Consider the following 19,167-nt stretch of genomic DNA (forward strand, 5'->3'; position numbering starts at 1 on the left):
AGCGGATTATTGCGCAACCATGGTGCGATGAATAACTGCAATATATGAGGTATTCAACAACATTCATTGGTTAAGATAACTGTATTGGTCAGCAGTGAATATGACTTTAGCCCACCTTTATTGTGTCTTGCATTTAGAGGATGTTTGTTGTTATAAAGATGACTATTTATTGACGATTAACTATATTGATTACATTAAATACTGATTATTAAACAAAAAACCATAAAAATAGACTTTAATCTTATTTGTGAGTGAATAATATTGATTTGTATCTAAATCATGCTTAGGGATGACCCAAAATATAAAATGCTCACTATACTTACTGAAATGAGTCAGTGAGGAGTACTAGCAATGAGATTACTTTCGCGTGCCATTTGTTGCCCCCATTGCGGGCATCATCAATATGTCACTTTAGATGCAAGTTCTGGAGATCAAGAATATTACGACGACTGCCGTATTTGCTGTAATCCAATACACATTCGAATGCACCTAGATGATAACCGCCGAACAATTGAACTTCATATCGATTCTGACGATGAACAAATTTATTAATGCCTAGCTCGCCTGCTTAATCTTCAAAGCAGGCAAGTTAATATAGATAATTATTTTAGGTGATTATGTTGGGTGATTAGGCGAGTTGCTTTTTAGCAAGAATTCGCTCCACAGTATCAACAATAACCTGTGTTTGACTGTCTATTTCGATATTAATCTTGTCGCCAACACTATAATGATTCAAATTAGTTAACTTTAAGGTTTCTGGAATTAAATGCAGTACAAAACCACTGTCACTGACTTTACCTACCGTTAAGCTACAACCGTTTATTCCCACAAATCCTTTATAAAAGATGTAGTTCATCCATTGTGAGTCAACCTGTAATTCAATATTGTAATGCTCGTCGGTGTTACTGACAGCCTTAACCGTGGCCAGAGTATGTACATGGCCAGATAAAATATGGCCACCGATCTCAGTTCCAAATGTTAACGAGCGCTCAATATTAACCATGTCACCGACACTGGTATTACCTAGGTTAGTTACGGCTAATGTTTCTTCCATTACATCAAAAAAAACCTTATCATTTAGTATCTTGGTTACGGTAAGGCAAACCCCATTATTAGCTACGCTAGCACCTGTCACTAATCCTTGAGTTAACGGTGGTGACATTGCGACTTCAAAGGTTTTAAGACCTGCAGCATTGTTAATCGATACCACTTCACAAGTGGCTTGGACTATACCAGTAAACATAATTCTCTCGTTCCGTTATAGGTTTTTTAATGAATAATACAGGTTTTCAAATTTCACGCTTGATAAAATTAGCGCTTCCTGTGCTGATAGCTCAAGTGACTCAAACCATGATGGGTTTTATTGACACAGTGATGGCAGGTAGAGTGAGTGCAGTAGATATGGCTGCCGTAGCTGTTGGCACCAGTCTATGGTTACCTGCAATCTTATTTGTTCAAGGCTTGTTAATGTCCTTTACCCCTGTATTTTCACAACATCATGGGGCTAATAATCAACAAATCATTCCATCACTCATTTTTCAGGCGGGTTATATTGCCATAATTGGTGGTATTGGGGTGATGTTATTTCTCGCATCTTCAACATATTTGCTCGACTTTATGCATTTAGAGCCAAAACTGCATTTATTAACAGTAGGTTACATAGATGCCATTTTGTGGGGCGCCCCAGCCTTCGTGTTGTATCAAGTATTACGAGGTTGCAGTGAGGGCATTTCTTATACCATGCCGACAATGGTGATAGGCTTCATTGGGTTAGCAGTCAATATACCCGCTAATTACGTGTTTATTTATGGTGGTTTTGGTATTCCTGCAATGGGCGGTGCTGGTTGTGGTGTTGCAACTGCATTAGTCTTTTGGGCCATGTTAGCTGCGATGATTATTTACATGTTAGTTGATAAAACATTTAAACAGCTCGCGCCATTTAAGCATTTTTACCGTCCTCATTTAGCCAGTATGTGGTCTATGACTAAATTGGGTATGCCAATTGCGATGGCATTATTTTTTGAGGTCAGCCTGTTTGCTATTATCGCGTTATTTTTAGCTCCATTAGGCGCTAATGTTGTTGCAAGCCATCAGATTGCCCTTAACTTCTCGTCAATTGTCTTTATGCTGCCACTATCTATAGGTATTGCTGTCTCGATACGAATTGGTTATTACCTTGGCCGTGGGCAACCAGAAATATCGGCTTTAGTCGCAAAAGTGGGTTTATGGTTATCATTCACCCTAGCCATTTTTACCGCCCTATTAACCGTCACCTTTAAGCATCAAATCGCCTTGTTGTATAACGATAACCCTGAAGTGGTCGCTTTGGCTGGTAGTTTAATGATGTTAGCTGCGTTTTATCAGATATCAGATTCAATTCAAGTAGTCGCTGCTGGAGCATTACGTGGTTATAAAGATACTCGTAGTGCTTTCTATATCACCTTGTTTTCATATTGGGTTATTGGTATTACTACAGGTTACATTTTAGGTTATACCGATTTTATTTTTGAACCTATGGGCGCACACGGATTTTGGATTGGATTAATTGCAGGTTTAACTTCGGCGGCAATTTTGTTTGCTATTAGATTGAAATACATTCAAAAGAAAGGATTTGAGTTTCAACAGATTGGCGAATCTAATTGATTTTTTGAAGCTTAAGCGACTCACATTGCTTAAGCTTGAATCAAGTTGCACAGCAAATCACCATTTAGACATATAAATGTTTTTTTTGCTTGCATGCAACAGCCTATCCCCATTAAGATAGCGTCCGCTTTGAAGCAAAAGTATTTAAAGCAAGCGTTAAACAATACACCCGTAGCTCAGCTAGTAAAAAAGAGTAGCACTACCCTCTTTTTATAACGGCGGCGGTAGGGATTGGTGGTTCAATACACCAGAACATAGAAAGCAAGATATTATACACCCGTAGCTCAGCTGGTTAGAGCACTACCTTGACATGGTAGGGGTCGGTGGTTCGAGTCCACTCGGGTGTACCACTCTTCTCAAAGAGTTTAAATATTGAGATTCTATTAAAAAATAAACAATACACCCGTAGCTCAGCTGGTTAGAGCACTACCTTGACATGGTAGGGGTCGGTGGTTCGAGTCCACTCGGGTGTACCAATTCTCTTATACAAGAGAATACGGCCAGCGAAAGCTGGTTTTTTTGTGTCTAAAATTAATAGTTAATATTCACAAGCTAATAAACCCATAGCTCAGCTGGTTAGAGCACTACCCTCTCTTAGTTAACGGCGGCGGTAGGGGTCGGTATTCATGTGGTAAAGCGAAGTCCACTCGGGTGTACCATTTCTTGCAGTAACTCCTCGTTTTAAAAACCTTTTTTTATTACCAAATTCTCTACGTAAAAATTTATCTGCGCCAAATCGCATTAACCTCGTGCCAAACATGTTGGCACAAGTGATTTTTGAACCTGAAATGAATGACAACTACAACTTCCATTACTGGCACGATGAATAATTTACAGTCACACAAGCCAGTTAACGTACTTTCAATCAACACCTGATGTACACCAAGTAGATAAATGTACTTTTTCAAAATGGCTTGTTCTTTTCAACCACAGCTCTGATCCGCCAACTCAGGGCAAGCGACTTAACTCTACTATTTGGTTAATTTGAACACCTGCGGTTTTCTATTTAGATTGTGAAATTTAGTGCCGTAGCAAATGGTAACCGTATTAGTCACCATTCTTTTACCGCAATTATTCGCAGCAAGTCCGCAGGCAAAGGCAAAACAGAAGGGAACGCTTAGAGAATAGTGATCAAATATTTTTGCGACCCAAGGTACATTTACCCCTCCAATTACCAGTAACAGCCCAGTAACCAATGACACAGTCATACTGTCACGCCATAGGAGTAATGCTTTGTGGGCATCTTTTATTAGTGGGTCATTTTGTAATGGTTGATAGATATGTTGATACCATACTTGATTTTGCTGCTCTGCAGATGCATCTGAGATTAGGGAATATTAATATTCGAACGTAAAACCAAATTGAGTCAGTTTTTCATAAACATGCACATCAAATCGATACAATGACGCTGCTCTGTGGGCAACATTACGTTGCTTCTCATTACAGTCAATTAATAAATTCATCTTTAATATTTTTCGGCGGAAATTGGGTTTGTCTAATGTCACACCAAGAATAGATTCATATAAATCTTGTAGTTGTAATAAGGTAAATTTTTCAGGTAACAAACTAAATCCGATCGGTTCATGTCTGACTTTGTATTTTAAGTGATTAAGGCAACAGGCCAAAATATTATCATGGTCAAACATCAGTTTAGGGACTTGTCTTACATCAAACCATTCACATTCTATGGCATTTGGACCATGCGATAAATTGGTTTCGTCAAAGCGGACCAACGAATAAAACGCAATGGTAATAATTCGTCTGGCTGGGTAACGGTCAACATCACCGAAGGCACCTAGTTGGTCTAAATATAAGTTTTCGACCCCGGCTGTGTTTTTTACAACTCGCGATGCCGCAGTCTCGAGGTTTTCGTCACTGCGAACCCAGTGACCGACTAAGCCCCATTTATTGGTTGCTAGGCCTTTATTGTATTTAATCAATAAGACTTTAAGTTTGCTGTCATGAAGGGTAAAAATAAGATTATCAACGGTTAAGTTACTAATACAATCAGCAGGGATGGTTTCTTCATCAATAACTTCGTTTATAAAATTCACAGGTAAGATCCAATTTAATATAGCGAGCTTGGTTGTACATACACACTCTGGAGATTGCCGTTGAACAACTGTGTAGTAGTAAAAAAGTCATATTCAACAGACGTTGATAATCACTTTACTCACCAAAAACATAATTGTAAATGCATGAAACAAAATCAATTTCTACTGCACATCACCAATGCACAATATTACAACAATACTTATCATCGTTGTGGCTTAGATGCGTTTTATCAACGATCACCACAAATTAACCTGCTTAAATTATTGATTGTATTTGTATTTTTCGTAAACAAACACTTCATCATCCGTAGAATAGGTCATTGCTAGACAATTGATTTACTCGACTCTCTTTGAATAATTTCAAATTCGAGAATATGACGCATCTGACTATTTTTTAGTCCTGAAAAGTCTTTGTTTTTATTTGAGGTAAATAAGCTGACAGCTAACGTTGCCATTTCATCAATAGGCTGCCTTACCGTGGTAATGTTTGGCCACACGACCGTTGCGAGGGTTGTATCATCAAAGCCAACAACCGATAAATCATTTGGCACATTAATCCCCTGGCTTTGTGCAATAGACATCACCGCAGCAGCCATATCATCGTTAGCTGCAAAAATAGCACTGGGTTTATCGTGACGAAAAAGTTATATCTTTTAATTTCAAATAACACTAATCGATTTCTAGATTTGAACAAATTCACATAATCAAAACACATAATCAATGACACATACGATGATGACGTGTGGATGATTTGTTAATGTTAGCCTCATCTCTCATGATGAAAAGACGGTGTAATGCTGATGCTAGCGCTCTAGAAGTACTTGAAATAATGACAATTGGAGGCTTATTCAGTTTTCGCAAACCAGGCTGGCCAGTACTGAATTGGGGATATGTTTTGCATTAAGACTTTTAGTCTCGGTTAGTGGCTCCGATAATGTGGTGATAGTAGACAGTGTTCCGTGATTGGCTAAGTTATTTAGCGAAAATTAATTGCCGAGGGCGCTAAACGTTGCAAAGTTAACTAAAGGTCGCTAGCAAAATGAGTTAACTATTTTGATATTTTTTCATGCTTAGAAGTGTTTATGTTGATATCGCTAAACAACTCACTATTTACCGATTTATATCCTTACTGGATAAGCCAATCCGACTAGACATCGGATTGGCAATTAGCGCTAGAACGGAGCGTCGATGTCAACAATGGCGATAAGTTTGTGGTTAACAAACTCCTTGATGCCGAGACCGACTAGCTCGCGGCCGTAACCTGAACGTTTAACACCACCGAATGGTAAATCCGCCTTAGCCATTGTCGGGTGATTGACGAAGACCATACCTGTGGATATTCGTTTCGCCACTTCTGCACCATGGATTGGGTTGGCAGTAAATACCGAACCGCCCAGACCGAACGGTGAATCATTGGCTATATGGACCGCGTCATCTTCATCTTTGGCGCGAAACATCATAGAAACAGGACCGAAGAATTCCCAATAACGTGCGGGATTGTCTTCTGCAATGTCAGTCAAAATGGTCGGCTGAACAAAATTGCCTGAATCAGGGACAATTGGCCCAACCTCAGTTGCGGTAGCACCGTAAGAAACCGCCTGGCGAATCTTATCCTTGATTTCATCGGCTGCCGCCTTGGATGACAGAGGCGCTAGCGTTGTGCTTGGCTCGAACGGATCACCCGCTTTGAGATTCGCAGTACCACCAATATATCCTTCAAGGAACCGATCATACACCTCATCCACAATGATCATTCGTTTTGATGACACACAGACCTGACCACCATTCCAATGTCGTCCTAGAACCGCCCAGTTAATTGTTTTCTGCATATCTGCATCGGCTAGAACAACTAATGCATCAGCACCGCCAAGTTCAAGAGTCGATTTCTTTAATGCCTTGCCTGCCTGGGCAGCAACGACTGCACCGGCCCTTTCCGACCCTGTTAATGCTACGCCCTGAACGCGCGGATCGTTAATGATCGTTTCTATCTGCGACCTTGTAGCGTATAGATTTTTGAACACACCTTGAGGTAAACCAGCATCGAGCATTAATTTTTCGAATGCAGCCGCGGCCTGCGGAACGTTAGACGCATGCTTGAGCAACAGTGTATTACCAGCAGATATTTGTGGTGCAGCGATACGAACCACCTGATAGAAAGGAAAGTTCCATGGTTCAATCGCCAATAATACACCCAGCGGCTCACACAAAATTTCCGCATCAGCGTCGGCAACCGGTAGCTTTTGTGGAGCCAGCAATTTCTGTGCATTATTTGCATAGTAGTCGAAGATATCTGCTGACAACGCTATTTCTGCTTTGGCTTCGGATATAAGTTTACCCATCTCAATGGTGAGCAGATTGGCATAATAATCAACGTCACGGCGTAATAATTCGGCGGCGGCGTGCATTATGCGCGCACGCTCAGTAAACCCAGTATTTTTCCAAAGTAAAAAAGCATCATGCGCATTTTCAATTGCTTGCTTTACCTCTGAGTCGCTTGCATCTGGGAACGTTACCAGAAGATCACCAGTGTAAGGATTGCGTGTTTCATATGTCATAATATTTACCTTTTTTGGGTAATGTACTAACAGGAGACGGGTATTTAACAACCGCCCCCTGTGTTGTTGTGCAAAAGCTATCGCCCGAGGGCGAAGTCAGAACCATCAAGATGGTAAAATATTGACCTGTTACTTTTGACCAACATGGATTGTACGTTTGCCGAAGTTTTCGCCATTAAGAAGGCCTATAAATGCATGAGGAGCATTTTCGAGCCCTGTGATAATCTCTTCTCGGTATTTAATCTTGCCGCTTTTAACCCAACCAGTCATCTCGGCGGCGAAGTCGGGATACAGATGGCCAAAGTCATCAAAAATAATAAAACCTTGCAGCTTAATTTTCTTACGCAGGATCTGACCCATCAGCCAGTTCATTCTATCTGGCCCTTCTGGCAATTCGGTTGCGTTATATTGTGACACCAGCCCGCAAAGTGGGATCCGAGCGTTCGGATTTAATAGCGGGATGACGGCATCAAGGACCTTACCACCGACACTTTCAAAATAGACATCGATGCCGTTTGAGTTCACCTTGGCAAGTTGGTCTGCAAAGTCAGCAACCTTATGGTCGATGCACGCGTCAAAGCCTAACTCATCTACTGCATAGGCACATTTTTCCGCGCCGCCTGCAATTCCAACCACACGACAGCCCAGCAGCTTGCCGATTTGGCCAACAGTGGCCCCGACCGGGCCGGTCGCAGCTGCCACAACAATGGTCTCGCCAGCTTTAGGGGCACCAATATGCTTTAGGCCAGCCCAAGCAGTAAAGCCAGGCATGCCTAAAATACCCAGCGCCCATGAAAGATGGGTCGAAGACTTACCGAGGTTAGTGAGCCCGGTGCCATCGGAAACAGCATAGTCTTGCCAACCATTAAAACTAAGCACGAAGTCGCCTGGAGCAAAGCCATCGATATTGGAATCAACAACTTGAGACACAGTACCGCCTATCATCACCGCGCCTATTTCGACAGGGTCTGCATAAGATGGTGCATCGCTCATCCGCCCGCGCATATAGGGGTCGAGCGAAAGGAATTCAGTCCGCAGTAGCATTTGTTTGTCGTTAGCAACAGGGATAGCGGTCTCAATCAAAGTTAACGTGTCTAGCGTAGGTTCGCCTTTAGGACGTTCTGCAAGAACCCATTGTCGATTAGTTGTGTTTGTTTGTGTCATATTCAATCTCCTTTAAAGTGACGCTTCAAGAATGCGACGGACATCAGTTGGGGTGATGTCTTTGTGTTCGCCAAGGGCTGTCATGCCATGTTCCTCCAAGGCGCGAACAATAAGTTCAATTTCTGCTGCGGCAATACCGTAGTCGCTCAATCGAGTCTTGATCCCTAATTGCTCGAAAAACGCCCGCGTGGCGTCTATTGCAGCGTCAATTCGCACAGCATCTGTGCCTTCGGTGATGCCCCAGACATTACTAGCATATTGGAGTAATTTTTCGTGCTTGTGGCCACGCTGATCATTCAATAGTGACGGTAACACGACAGCAAGAGTACGGGCGTGGTCTGTATCATTGAGCGCAGTAATCTCATGTCCGATCATGTGAGAAGCCCAATCTTGTGGCACTCCGGCACCGATTAAGCCATTCAAAGCCAGTGTGGCTGTCCACATCAGACTTGCACGAATGTCATAATCTTCTGGTGTCTTTAGCGCTTTAGGGCCAAGCTCAATAATGGTGCGTAGCAGAGACTCGGCAAAACCATCCTGCACGTGTGCGCCACTGGGGTAAGTTAGATACTGCTCGATAATATGGACAAAGGCATCTGCAGCGCCATTGGCAATCTGACGCGCAGGCAGCGTATAGGTAAGTTCAGGATCGAGGACCGAAAAAATTGGGTAGCAATGCGGACTTCTAAAAGGAAGCTTGGCTATCTTCTCAGGGTTGGTTATCACCCCACCATTGTTCATTTCAGATCCTGTAGCTGGCAATGTAAGCACCGTTCCGAACGGCATCGCCGCGGTCACTTTTTCCGTGCCGTCAGTAAGGATCTCCCAGGGGTCACCAGCATAAAGCGCCGCCATCGCGATAAATTTAGTCGCATCAATGACAGATCCGCCACCCACGGCAAGCAAAAAGGTGATGTTATTATCAGCGATTACTTTGACGGCATTAAGGGTCGTTGCATAACGAGGATTTGGTTCTATGCCACCAAACTCGACCAATGTGCGACCAGAAAGTGCTGTTCTCACTTGCCCTAATACACCGGTTCGTTCCGCGCTACCACCGCCATAGATAATCAATACTTTTGCATCTACTGGAATATGATCGTTAAGGTCTTCGATGCGGCCTTTACCAAAGAGGATTTTTGTCGGATTGTGCAAGTCAAAGTTGTTCATATTCTATGTTTCCTTCTGTTTCAATGTGAAGGCGTACGTTTATGCTGACATACGTCGATTTTTCTGTGTCTAGTATTCGAATGTAGGCAGACCTGATGAACACATATACTGCGACAACTTGTAACTGCGGCGATAAAAAAGAGACTTAACAGCATCGCCAATATCGCTATTTTGCCGTTCATGGCAATTGCCTAGATGGAATAAAATGCGTTGATCATATTCACTTGCTTGATATCTACATTGTTATTCTTTACTAAATGGTCAACTATAATTAAATGAGTAAACCACCTAAAGTAACCACTTGAATATGTCAATACGATATTTAAATATAAAACTCGTTATTATCTCTGATTTAAGACATTTATATTTAGATATAATATTAAAATATATTTTCAGCATGACGCTAACCATATTAAAACCAGATGATTAAAAAAAGATGATTAAAATCACTGTTAGTGCGGTGCTTTAAATAAACTAAATTATATTTTACTGTTTAGTTACACTAACATACCAATGTTAGCCTTTCCAATTAGGCCAATAAATCTTAATAATTGTAAACAGTTCAGACTAAAAGGATGTAATTGAGTACATCCTTTTAACAATACTAACGATTGGGATTAAGTTTTGTTTAAGTATAAAAATGATGATAGGGAATAACAATAATCAGCGTATGTTATTAGCCACATAAGATTAACTTAATAACAATTCTGAAATTTATAAATAGTTAGATAAATAGATAAGCATCTACGTTTTTAAATAAATCCTAACGCGCGTGACAATCAACAGTTTCAATACTGCTTATTTCATCATCCATACAGAAATGTGGGCAACCCAACACCCGGCCATGTTTCTCGATAGCTTCAACTAGTGTTTGTTGTATGTCGTCAAGGTAGGCTTTAAGTCGTTCTAAAGGTGGCCTAGTTAGCGAAAAAGGTGTTCATTTTCGGCTTTTTTATCTCCTATCCGTCGAGGATGGCCTCAGTAACATGTTCTGATTTAGATTTGAAAAAATAGTAGCAGCCCTTCTTCACGCCGGCTCGCTCACATATAGCATCAATAGTGAGAGTGCCATAGCTGCTCTGCCACATTAAATCTAATGTTGCTTGTAGCAAACGTTCTTTGCCATCACTTTTGGCCCATTTCCAGTACCTATCAATACGTTGACATTATTGACGTTGACATTATTGACGTTGACTATTATCTATTCGTCTCGATACGCTAATTGGGGCTACCCAATTTAACTTAATCATCAGAAACCAAAAACAATATTGTAGCCCCTATTATCCCGGCTAATAATGAACCGAAAAGGATACCCAGCTTAGCTTGTTCGATTAAAGCGGGCTGCCCCTCAAATGCTAAGGCTGATATAAACAATGACATTGTAAAGCCTACACCCGCTAAAAATCCGATACCTATGATATGAGGAAATGTCATCCCATTAGGTAACCTTACCGCACCCACTTTTAACCCTAACCAAGCAAAAAGGCTAATACCAATGCCCTTTCCCAACACCAATGCGAGTATTATTGCTAGTGTGACCACAGTATCTTTAAATTCAGGAATCATTGTGGGTAACATTACACCTGCGTTCAAAAAAGCAAACAAAGGTAAAATAATAAGGCTAACGGGTTTGTCTAGCGTATAGCCCCAACGTAATATCGGCGCTGTACTTTGCTTGGCAATATCTTCGGCCTTTACAGCAAGTGCGTGTTGTTTTTCATTCTCAAGGATAGGAGTGTCTACACTGTCTACGTCCTTAAATTCTTGAATGACATGTTGCATTTTACGACGAAACCAAACTTTATTGGTATAAGGACGCGTCGGTACCATCATAGCAGCTAAAAGACCGGCCGTGGTTGCATGTACGCCTGATTGAAGAATAAACCACCAAAGAAAAAAACCGCCCATTAAATAGAAAATAGGTTTTCTTATGCCCAGAATGTTGATAAAAAATAACACTAATAACGTCAGAGCAGCCCACAATAATGACAGAACTTCGATTTGTTCAGTATAAAATAATCCAATAACAGCAACGGCTCCCATGTCATCTACAATGGCTAAACCCGTAAGAATAATGTAAGCAGCCCGAGGTGCTTTAGCGCCTAACAGTGTTAAAATACCTATAGCAAATGCCGTGTCTGTGGCCATAGGAACACCCCAACCTTGATACGCATTGGACGAGTCACTAATCCAAATAATGCTTGAATATATCAGTGCTGGGAGCACCATGCCCCCTAATGCCATAACAATAACTAATGCAGCATCTTTTAAATCGCTAAGAGCGCCGACCAAACATTCATATTTTATTTCTAACCCTAAAATGAAAAAAAACAACACCATCAAGCCATCATTGATCCAATAATGTAAGGAATGACTTATTGACCAATCGCCAAGAGAAATAGTTAATTTAAGTGTACTGAGTGCTTCATAACTGTGTTGCCATCCTAAGTTAACCATAAGAATTGCGGCTATTGCCGAAACCAGTAACACGATTCCAGCTACGATCTGGCTATCGATGAATGACTCCACAGGTAATGAAAACTTAAGAAAACCACGCTCTAACGGAGCATGATCACGATTTTCTTCCTTTATTTCGTAACCCATAACTTGTCTCCATCACGTTATTGCATGATTTTTTAACCGAAGAATGTATCCAGAACCCTTTAAAATCAATACATTAAACATCGAGCAAATACGATACCATCTTTGCTAACAAAACGGCTTTATATCCTGTCAATCGCGCTGAAATTTAATGCAAACCTAGCATCACGTTTGCCAAACCAGCGGAGCTAAGCGATTAACATTGCTGATAAACTGTCAAGACACGCCTGAGAATATGACTGTAATCGGTTTAATCAACTGACTATGTATTCTGATCTGTTTCGGTATATTTACCATCACTATGATTGCAACATACACGGTTATATTGTTAGTGTGGTAACCCGCTATGACATAAATATCGAACAATTAACGGAGCGAAACTAATGGGATCTAACAATACTGATCAACATAAACACAGTATCGCGACTTTTGCAGCCTTGAAAACCGCCATTGCAAATGATGAAGAGCAGTTAGTAAAGGAATTATTGGCAGATGAACCGATGCAAGAGCTTGAGAAAAGCTACCTCCTTGACCTAGCCCATCTAAACAATAATCGTACTATCATAAAATTACTTGAAGATATTCCTGAAAAATAGCTAAACAAAGAAATATAGTGTGTTGATGTCCTCTCTATTTAGCTAGCCATTTTCCCTTAAGAGAATCGCCGCTTATAGCGGCGAATAAATACTTATCTAAGCGATACATAAAAACCATTGTTCACAAATGACTATATACTTTCCTCTTCTCTTTTTTCTATAGTAGCGCTTAATTTTTGATATACACCAAGTGCGACAATTAAGATAGCTGATACCATAATAAGTAAGGCTGGATAGAGCAAAAGGCTAAGGTCTTTCGTTCCTGCTTTAAATATAAAAACCAGTCCTTCAATGCTGACTGCTATAGTAATAATGACAATAATTTTTGTAATTGTTCGTCTTGCCTCTTTGGGATCTCGCAGCTCTTTGTCCTTAAAAACCTCTTCTTCCATCATATACTGTGCTACATCAATAATGGCTGCTGCAATAATGATAGCAGCGACAGATTGAAGCATTAATGGAATAAATCCAGAGTCATACTGTATGCCAGAAATGACCTCATAAATGGACCACAGCATAATTATCAAAGATAAGATGATAAGCACTACAGCTGCGAACAAATGAACTCCAGCGAAAATCTTATTAAACAGTTTTTTCATATTTTTTCCCTCTAAGAATTTATCAACCAACGTGGCCCATTCAGCTATTAATGTGTACACACATTTGAAGCGAAGGTGTTCATCCAATATTGATACTTGCTTGTATCATTTAATGCATAAACTCATTAATGATTGGCCGCCATAATGTAGGGATACTATTAACTCGAGTTTCTATTATGTAGCATACTTATTTGAATCTTGACGTCGCAGACTTAAATGCCGAACCAAGCGAATCCCAGGCGCTGTCAATACCGACTTTTATGTCTTCCCAAGCATCGTCACCGGCCTTTTTAAGCTCAGTAAGCTTTTTATTGGCAGTGTCCTTCATAGACTGAAGTTGCTCTATTTGTTTGTAGTATTCAAGCTGCTCATCAGCTGCGGCCGCATCAGCTTTTGCTTTAAGTTTGTCGATATCAGCGCTCCACTCGTCGAGCTGCGCTTGCAATTTCTTTTCGTATGCTTGTTTCTTACTCATAATGATTGTCCTTTTAAATACATTGGATACGCTATACATTTTAAGTGTTTCTAGTTTATTTGAATCACTGCGCCTCAGCATATTTGATTATTTACCGGCATAAATTTACCAGCTTAAATTTACGTTACCACGCAAGGCGGCATATTGCTCACTTCTGCCTTATTATTGCTTGTTCATGTAATATCGTTATGAAGATATGTTAATGGATCTATTTGCAACCTTTGCTCGTAAAAAAGCCTGCGATTAAAAAATTTAAGCTGTTATATGAAATACATGAGATACATGATGGTTATTTATCAAGGCAATTGAGCACTGCGCAGTATCGAAATACAGTAGCGAGAAACAAACTAACATGAATAAATCATACTAGAGGTATATTGGTTTGATTTATTTAGCATTAATATCAATGAATTATAACCATAAAGCTAATGAGTCATTTACAAGCAAAAACACACTCAGATGAAATAATTTATGGCCTAGATATCATATAATGCAAATTGACGAACAATATCCCAGATGTAGCGTTAATTGGTGAAGCAGCCAATTTTGATTGATAAGGTTGCACTAGTTAGTGTTAAGGACTTTTAATGCATTTTACCAAAGAGCGCTTAGACGCGCTTGAAAAACACACCCGTAGCCATTTAATCAATTCACTGTCAGGATTTAAAAGCGCTAATTTAATAGGTACACAAGATTTACAGGGCAACACTAATTTGTCGATTGTCAGTTCGGTTATTCACCTAGGTGCCAATCCGCCGCTGGTTGGTATGATAATCCGCCCTCACAGTGTGCCGCGTCATACCTTTGAAAATATTTTACAAACCGGCTTGTATACCATTAATCAAGTTAATCAATCTATTTATGAGCAAGCTCATCAAACATCTGCTCGATATGATAAAGATGAATCAGAGTTTGTAGCGGCGGGATTAACGCCTGAATATCTATCAGACTTTAGCGCGCCTTTTGTAAAAGAAAGCCGCCTAAAATATTCAGTTAAGCTAGTAGAGCATCAACATTTAGCTATCAATGGTACTGAGTTTGTTATTGGTGAAATAGTTGACGTGTATGTAGACGATGATGCGGTTCAAACTGACGGGTTTATAGATTTACACACTATTGATACGGTAGCGATTAGCGGGCTCGATTGTTACTACACAGGCAATAAACTGGCTCGTTTGCCTTATGCTAAAAAATAGCGGTGACATAATTTTATCGTGCTTAAGCTAATTTATAGCATGTGCGGCTGCATAAAATAACCAGAATACGAGTCGTATTTGATAAATCCCATTTAACTAAATGGGATTTATCAATATCAACGTATTTTACTTTTTAGTTAAAAAGCGTTCTTTAACGGCTTCTGCCATTAAATTGGGTGGAATTAAGCCTTGCTCTAACACAAAGTTATTAAATGCCAAGCGATCAAACTTATCGCCTAGGGCTATTTCGACGTCGGCCCTGATCTCCAATAATCGTGATAAGCCATAAAAGTAACTGCCAGCCTGACCAGGCATTCTCATGGTGTATCGATCCACTTCTTGTTTCACTGCCGCTTCTGAAAATACCACGTCATTGCGTAACAATGCATAGGCGTTTTCTTTTGTTGTTAGACCTAGGTTCAACATCGGATCTAACATGGCGCGAGCGTTACGTAATAGTCGATGCTGAAGCGCTATAAGCTGTGCTTCAATAGGAAGGTATGGCAACATTTCAGCTTCGGCATACAGTGCCCAACCTTCAACGTTTACGCTGTTAAAAGCATAATAAACACGTGCGAGTGACACGCCTTGCTCCAACATGACCGCAAATTGTAATTCATGGCCAGGTCTGCCTTCATGAGCACTTAATGTATAAGCAACGGCATTAAAATTAAAGTCATCGTAAGCAGCATCCCCGGTTAATGCAGGGTTACCGGTTGTCAGTACAAATTGCCCTTGTTCACCCGTATTACCAATAAACGGTGGCGGTAACATATGAGGCGCTGGACTGCCCGCAGCCTCTGCTTCGCTGGCCAATCGCATAATCATGTCGCGCTCAGGTAAATTGACCACTTTTTTCTGAGTGATTAACGCTTCAAGTTTTTTATTAATGGCTCGATAATGATCTTCAATCTTATCGTTGTCTAAAGAGTCTTTTTTAAGTGCTTTTATCACATCGCGATAATCACTTGATGGCATATTAAACTTTTGCGCAACCAACGGCGCTAACGCCTGCATGTTGGCTTTGGTTATCATATAGCTTGCTTTCGCGCGTTCAATTAACAACTCAGGTTCGATATCAATGCCAACTGTTTTGAGTTTTAAAGCGTAAATTTCTGACGGTAAGCGGAAGTCATCTCGGCTAGTTGGAATAACGGTTTTTTCTGCCCACTGACGGTAATCTGCAATTTGCTGCTTTAGTAGCGACAGATTCTCATCGGCTTTTATGAATTCATTTTTCTCAAACAACTGCTGCAAACCTTGCAATAAGGTATCGGTTCTTGCCAGTGCTTGGTTTACTTCTTCTTTTGTTGGCCCCATTAACTTTTTGTTGGCTAATGCGGCTTCATACAAGGTTTTTGCTTGTTCAGTTAACGCAGGTTGACCCGTTTTACCGACATAACACGCTAAACGAGTATTAGCCGCTTGTTTACGTGTATCTGACATTTGATCATCTAATAATGCCGACACGCCTCTAAATATAATTAACGGCACGTCCACCCAAGGCAACATGTATTTGTCTTCTAATTTACCTGAGGCAATGGTCTGATCAATATTGTTGATAATAATGTTGAGGTCTTGACGAACCTGCAATGACTTTTCAGTATTAAGCGCTTGTAACAACGTCTTTTTACTGGTTTCAAGAGTACGAATATACTTATCTTGTTGTGCCTTAGTAATGCTGCTGCATTGACTATCGGTTTCAGTAATGCCAATTGAACTTGCCATTTCAGGTTGAAATTGACTCGTTACCTGAATTTGTTTGTTGGTGTATGCATTACTGATATCAACCCAGGATTCCGCTGATGATGTCAACGGAATAAGAGCAAGTAGTGGAATCACAGACGTGAGTATTTTGCCTGACATCGGCTTAGTCCTTTTTTTATGATGAAGTGATTACTATAACCGAATAAAGATCTAAAGTGATGAGCGCTGAATTAACTAATCTGTAACGAATAGTGATCAACAAATCAGGTTATAAAGTAGACCCTTTTAAAGTAATGATTAGAAAAACAGTCAGTGCATGAGTTACATCTGTATTGTTACTTCGCAGCCAATAAAAAACCGCAGCGATTGACGCTGCGGCTTGTTCTATCGAGAATATAATCGATTTTAGCGGATGAGATAATTGCTCAATTAAAAAGCAAAGTCTTCGCTATCAAGTGCCATCATAGAATCGACACCATTGGCAATACATGCCGCATGACCTTTAGCCCTTGGCAGCATGCGCTGCATAAAGAACTGAGCTGTTTTGATTTTAGCCTCATAGAACGCTGGCTCGGTGGTGCCTGCAGCCAATTTATCTTGCGCCACTTTCGCCATTTTCGCCCAGAAGAAAGCGAGTGTGACGTAACCGGCATACATCAAGTAATCCACAGACGCCCCGCCGATTTCATCCGGGTTCTTCATCGCCTTGCCACCAATTAACACGGTCAGTTCATGCCACTCTTTAGCATAAGCCATAATCGGTTTAATAAACTCAGCCATGGCTGGGTTATCCATGTTTTGTTGGCAAAATACGGTAACGTCTTTAGAGAAAGGCTTTAATACTTCACCCTGAGTACCAATAATTTTACGAGCCAGTAAGTCTAATGCCTGAATACCGGTAGTACCTTCATATAAACAGCTAATCTTGGTATCGCGCATTAACTGTTCCATGCCCCACTCTTTGATAAAGCCATGTCCTCCAAAAATCTGCACACCGTGGCTGGTACATTCAAAACCCAGCTCTGAAAGGAATGCTTTAGCAATCGGCGTTAATAAGGCTAACTTTGTTTCAGCATCAGCTTTAATGGCTTCGTCTTTTTCGGCATGGCCAATATCAACTAGCTGGGCAAGATACGAAATTAACGCACGGCCACCTTCAGCAATCGACTTCTGAGTTAACAGCATTCTACGAACATCTGGATGAACAATGATTGGGTCAGCTGGGCCGTTAGGATTTTTAACCCCGCTGATTGAACGCATTTGTAGACGATCTTTTGCGTATGCCAAAGCCCCCTGGAATGAGGCTTCAGCAGCCGCAACACCTTCACTAGCAACGCCAATACGGGCAGCATTCATAAAGGTGAACATGCACTTAAGGCCGCGATTCGGTTCACCAATCAAATGCCCAGTTGCACCATCAAAATTAATCACACAGGTCGCGTTACCATTAATGCCCATTTTGTGTTCAATAGAACCACAACTCACGCCGTTTCTATCTGAAATGGTGCCATCTTCGTTAACGTTGAATTTAGGTACGATAAATAACGAGATACCTTTATTACCTTCTGGCGCGCCAGGAATACGGGCAATAACGATATGGACAATGTTATCTGACAGGTCGTGTTCACCTGCCGAAATAAAGATTTTAGTGCCGCTCAATGAATAACTGCCATCGGCCTGTAACTCAGCCTTGGTGCGCAACATACCTAAATCGGTACCACAATGCGGCTCAGTTAAACACATTGTGCCAGTCCACTTACCTTCAACTAACTTTGGCATAAATTGTTGTTTTTGAGATTCTGTGCCGTGTGCTTCAATGGTGGCTAATGCGCCATGACTTAACCCTGGATACATGGCAAAACTATGGTTAGCACTGGAAAACATCTCAGCAATACTGATATTTAATGAATGAGGTAATCCTTGGCCACCAAACTCTTCAGACTGAGATAACGTTGGCCAACCACCTTCTACATATTGAGCGTAAGCCTCTTTAAAACCATCTGGTGTGGTCACCACACCGTCGTTCCATGTACAACCTTGCTGATCGCCTATTTGGTTTAATGGTGCAACAACCTGTTCGGTTAATTTTGCCGCTTCAGCAATAATCGCATCAACCATATCGATACTGGCATCCTGGTAACCCAAACGCTGATAGTGCCCTTCACAATCTAGCAGTTCTTGCATAACAAATTTTACGTCACGAATGGGGGCTTTATATTCAGGCATTGTTACTCTCCATGTCATTATCAATCTATATCTAGTTAGTGATTATTTGGATGAATTTTTCCATGCAAATAATATTTGTTACTACCGATGCTAAGTTAACTACAAGTATTATCCAAATGCATAATAATTATATGTATACATTCGTTTGAATTATAGTTTGTCGGTATTGTTAGACTTGCAG

The 19,167-nt window shown here is 40.7% G+C and carries 15 protein-coding genes, 2 tRNA genes and 1 pseudogene; 6 read left to right on the forward strand and 12 right to left on the reverse strand.

The window, feature by feature from the left end; all coding sequences use genetic code 11:
* The first annotated feature begins 351 nt into the window (after positions 1-351).
* Complete coding sequence (locus GUY17_RS10650) at positions 352-552, forward strand: CPXCG motif-containing cysteine-rich protein (protein WP_101088269.1); 201 nt, start codon at positions 352-354, stop codon at positions 550-552.
* A 76-nt stretch (positions 553-628) separates the two neighbouring features.
* Here the strand turns inward: GUY17_RS10650 and GUY17_RS10655 are convergent, their stop codons facing one another.
* The gene (locus GUY17_RS10655) at positions 629-1,243 is read right to left on the reverse strand and encodes a riboflavin synthase subunit alpha (RefSeq protein WP_162023126.1); all 615 of its coding nucleotides are present in this window, start codon (positions 1,241-1,243) and stop codon (positions 629-631) included.
* A gap of 29 nt (positions 1,244-1,272) precedes the next feature.
* Between GUY17_RS10655 and GUY17_RS10660 the strand changes: the two genes are divergently transcribed.
* The 3 genes from GUY17_RS10660 (at position 1,273) to GUY17_RS10670 (ending at position 3,119) form a co-directional block, all read left to right on the forward strand.
* Entirely contained in the window at positions 1,273-2,643 is a 1,371-nt protein-coding gene (locus tag GUY17_RS10660; RefSeq protein ID WP_162023127.1) for an MATE family efflux transporter, read from the forward strand.
* A gap of 273 nt (positions 2,644-2,916) precedes the next feature.
* Positions 2,917-2,993 (forward strand) — tRNA-Val (locus GUY17_RS10665).
* A 49-nt stretch (positions 2,994-3,042) separates the two neighbouring features.
* Positions 3,043-3,119 (forward strand) — tRNA-Val (locus tag GUY17_RS10670).
* Between the two features lie 861 nt (positions 3,120-3,980).
* Here GUY17_RS10670 and GUY17_RS10675 read toward each other — a convergent pair.
* The 7 genes and pseudogenes from GUY17_RS10675 to nhaA all read right to left on the reverse strand — a co-directional run bounded on the left by GUY17_RS10675 (position 3,981) and on the right by nhaA (position 12,190).
* Positions 3,981-4,697 carry an NUDIX domain-containing protein gene (locus GUY17_RS10675; RefSeq protein WP_254439799.1) on the reverse strand — a complete coding sequence of 239 codons (717 nt, stop codon included), beginning with the start codon at positions 4,695-4,697 and terminating at the stop codon, positions 3,981-3,983.
* Positions 4,698-5,020: 323 nt separating this feature from the next.
* Positions 5,021-5,320 (reverse strand): annotated as a pseudogene (locus GUY17_RS10680) (substrate-binding domain-containing protein); the annotation flags it as partial.
* 549 nt (positions 5,321-5,869) lie between these two features.
* Positions 5,870-7,252: an NAD-dependent succinate-semialdehyde dehydrogenase gene (locus tag GUY17_RS10685; RefSeq protein ID WP_162023129.1), complete on the reverse strand. Its 1,383-nt coding sequence runs from the start codon at positions 7,250-7,252 to the stop codon at positions 5,870-5,872.
* A gap of 129 nt (positions 7,253-7,381) precedes the next feature.
* A complete protein-coding gene (locus GUY17_RS10690) occupies positions 7,382-8,416 on the reverse strand; it encodes an NADP-dependent oxidoreductase (protein ID WP_101088262.1) in 1,035 nt (344 codons plus the stop codon).
* Positions 8,417-8,428: 12 nt separating this feature from the next.
* The gene (locus GUY17_RS10695) at positions 8,429-9,586 is read right to left on the reverse strand and encodes an iron-containing alcohol dehydrogenase (RefSeq protein ID WP_162023131.1); all 1,158 of its coding nucleotides are present in this window, start codon (positions 9,584-9,586) and stop codon (positions 8,429-8,431) included.
* Between the two features lie 959 nt (positions 9,587-10,545).
* Positions 10,546-10,698 carry a TetR/AcrR family transcriptional regulator gene (locus GUY17_RS21335; protein ID WP_162023133.1) on the reverse strand — a complete coding sequence of 51 codons (153 nt, stop codon included), beginning with the start codon at positions 10,696-10,698 and terminating at the stop codon, positions 10,546-10,548.
* Between the two features lie 130 nt (positions 10,699-10,828).
* The gene (nhaA, locus tag GUY17_RS10705) at positions 10,829-12,190 is read right to left on the reverse strand and encodes a Na+/H+ antiporter NhaA (protein ID WP_162023134.1); all 1,362 of its coding nucleotides are present in this window, start codon (positions 12,188-12,190) and stop codon (positions 10,829-10,831) included.
* 380 nt (positions 12,191-12,570) lie between these two features.
* Here nhaA and GUY17_RS10710 point away from each other — a divergent pair, with 380 nt between their 5' ends.
* On the forward strand, positions 12,571-12,783 hold the full coding sequence (locus GUY17_RS10710) for a hypothetical protein (RefSeq protein WP_011637494.1): 213 nt from the start codon (positions 12,571-12,573) through the stop codon (positions 12,781-12,783).
* A 131-nt stretch (positions 12,784-12,914) separates the two neighbouring features.
* Here the strand turns inward: GUY17_RS10710 and GUY17_RS10715 are convergent, their stop codons facing one another.
* Both GUY17_RS10715 and GUY17_RS10720 read right to left on the reverse strand, forming a co-directional pair.
* Complete coding sequence (locus tag GUY17_RS10715; protein ID WP_162023135.1) at positions 12,915-13,382, reverse strand: hypothetical protein; 468 nt, start codon at positions 13,380-13,382, stop codon at positions 12,915-12,917.
* A 187-nt stretch (positions 13,383-13,569) separates the two neighbouring features.
* The gene (locus GUY17_RS10720) at positions 13,570-13,857 is read right to left on the reverse strand and encodes a coiled coil domain-containing protein (RefSeq protein ID WP_162023137.1); all 288 of its coding nucleotides are present in this window, start codon (positions 13,855-13,857) and stop codon (positions 13,570-13,572) included.
* 587 nt (positions 13,858-14,444) lie between these two features.
* On the opposite strand from GUY17_RS10720, the gene GUY17_RS10725 reads away from it, so the two are divergent.
* Entirely contained in the window at positions 14,445-15,053 is a 609-nt protein-coding gene (locus GUY17_RS10725; protein ID WP_162023139.1) for a flavin reductase family protein, read from the forward strand.
* A gap of 126 nt (positions 15,054-15,179) precedes the next feature.
* Here the strand turns inward: GUY17_RS10725 and GUY17_RS10730 are convergent, their stop codons facing one another.
* Together GUY17_RS10730 and GUY17_RS10735 are read right to left on the reverse strand one after the other, a co-directional pair.
* Positions 15,180-16,919, reverse strand: a complete 1,740-nt coding sequence (locus GUY17_RS10730) for a DUF885 domain-containing protein (RefSeq protein ID WP_162023140.1) — start codon at positions 16,917-16,919, stop codon at positions 15,180-15,182.
* A 270-nt stretch (positions 16,920-17,189) separates the two neighbouring features.
* Positions 17,190-18,986, reverse strand: a complete 1,797-nt coding sequence (locus GUY17_RS10735) for an acyl-CoA dehydrogenase C-terminal domain-containing protein (protein ID WP_101088254.1) — start codon at positions 18,984-18,986, stop codon at positions 17,190-17,192.
* Positions 18,987-19,167: the final 181 nt, after the last annotated feature.

Origin of the sequence: Shewanella sp. Arc9-LZ, assembly GCF_010092445.1 — a bacterium.
In the GTDB taxonomy this organism is placed as follows: Bacteria; Pseudomonadota; Gammaproteobacteria; order Enterobacterales; family Shewanellaceae; genus Shewanella.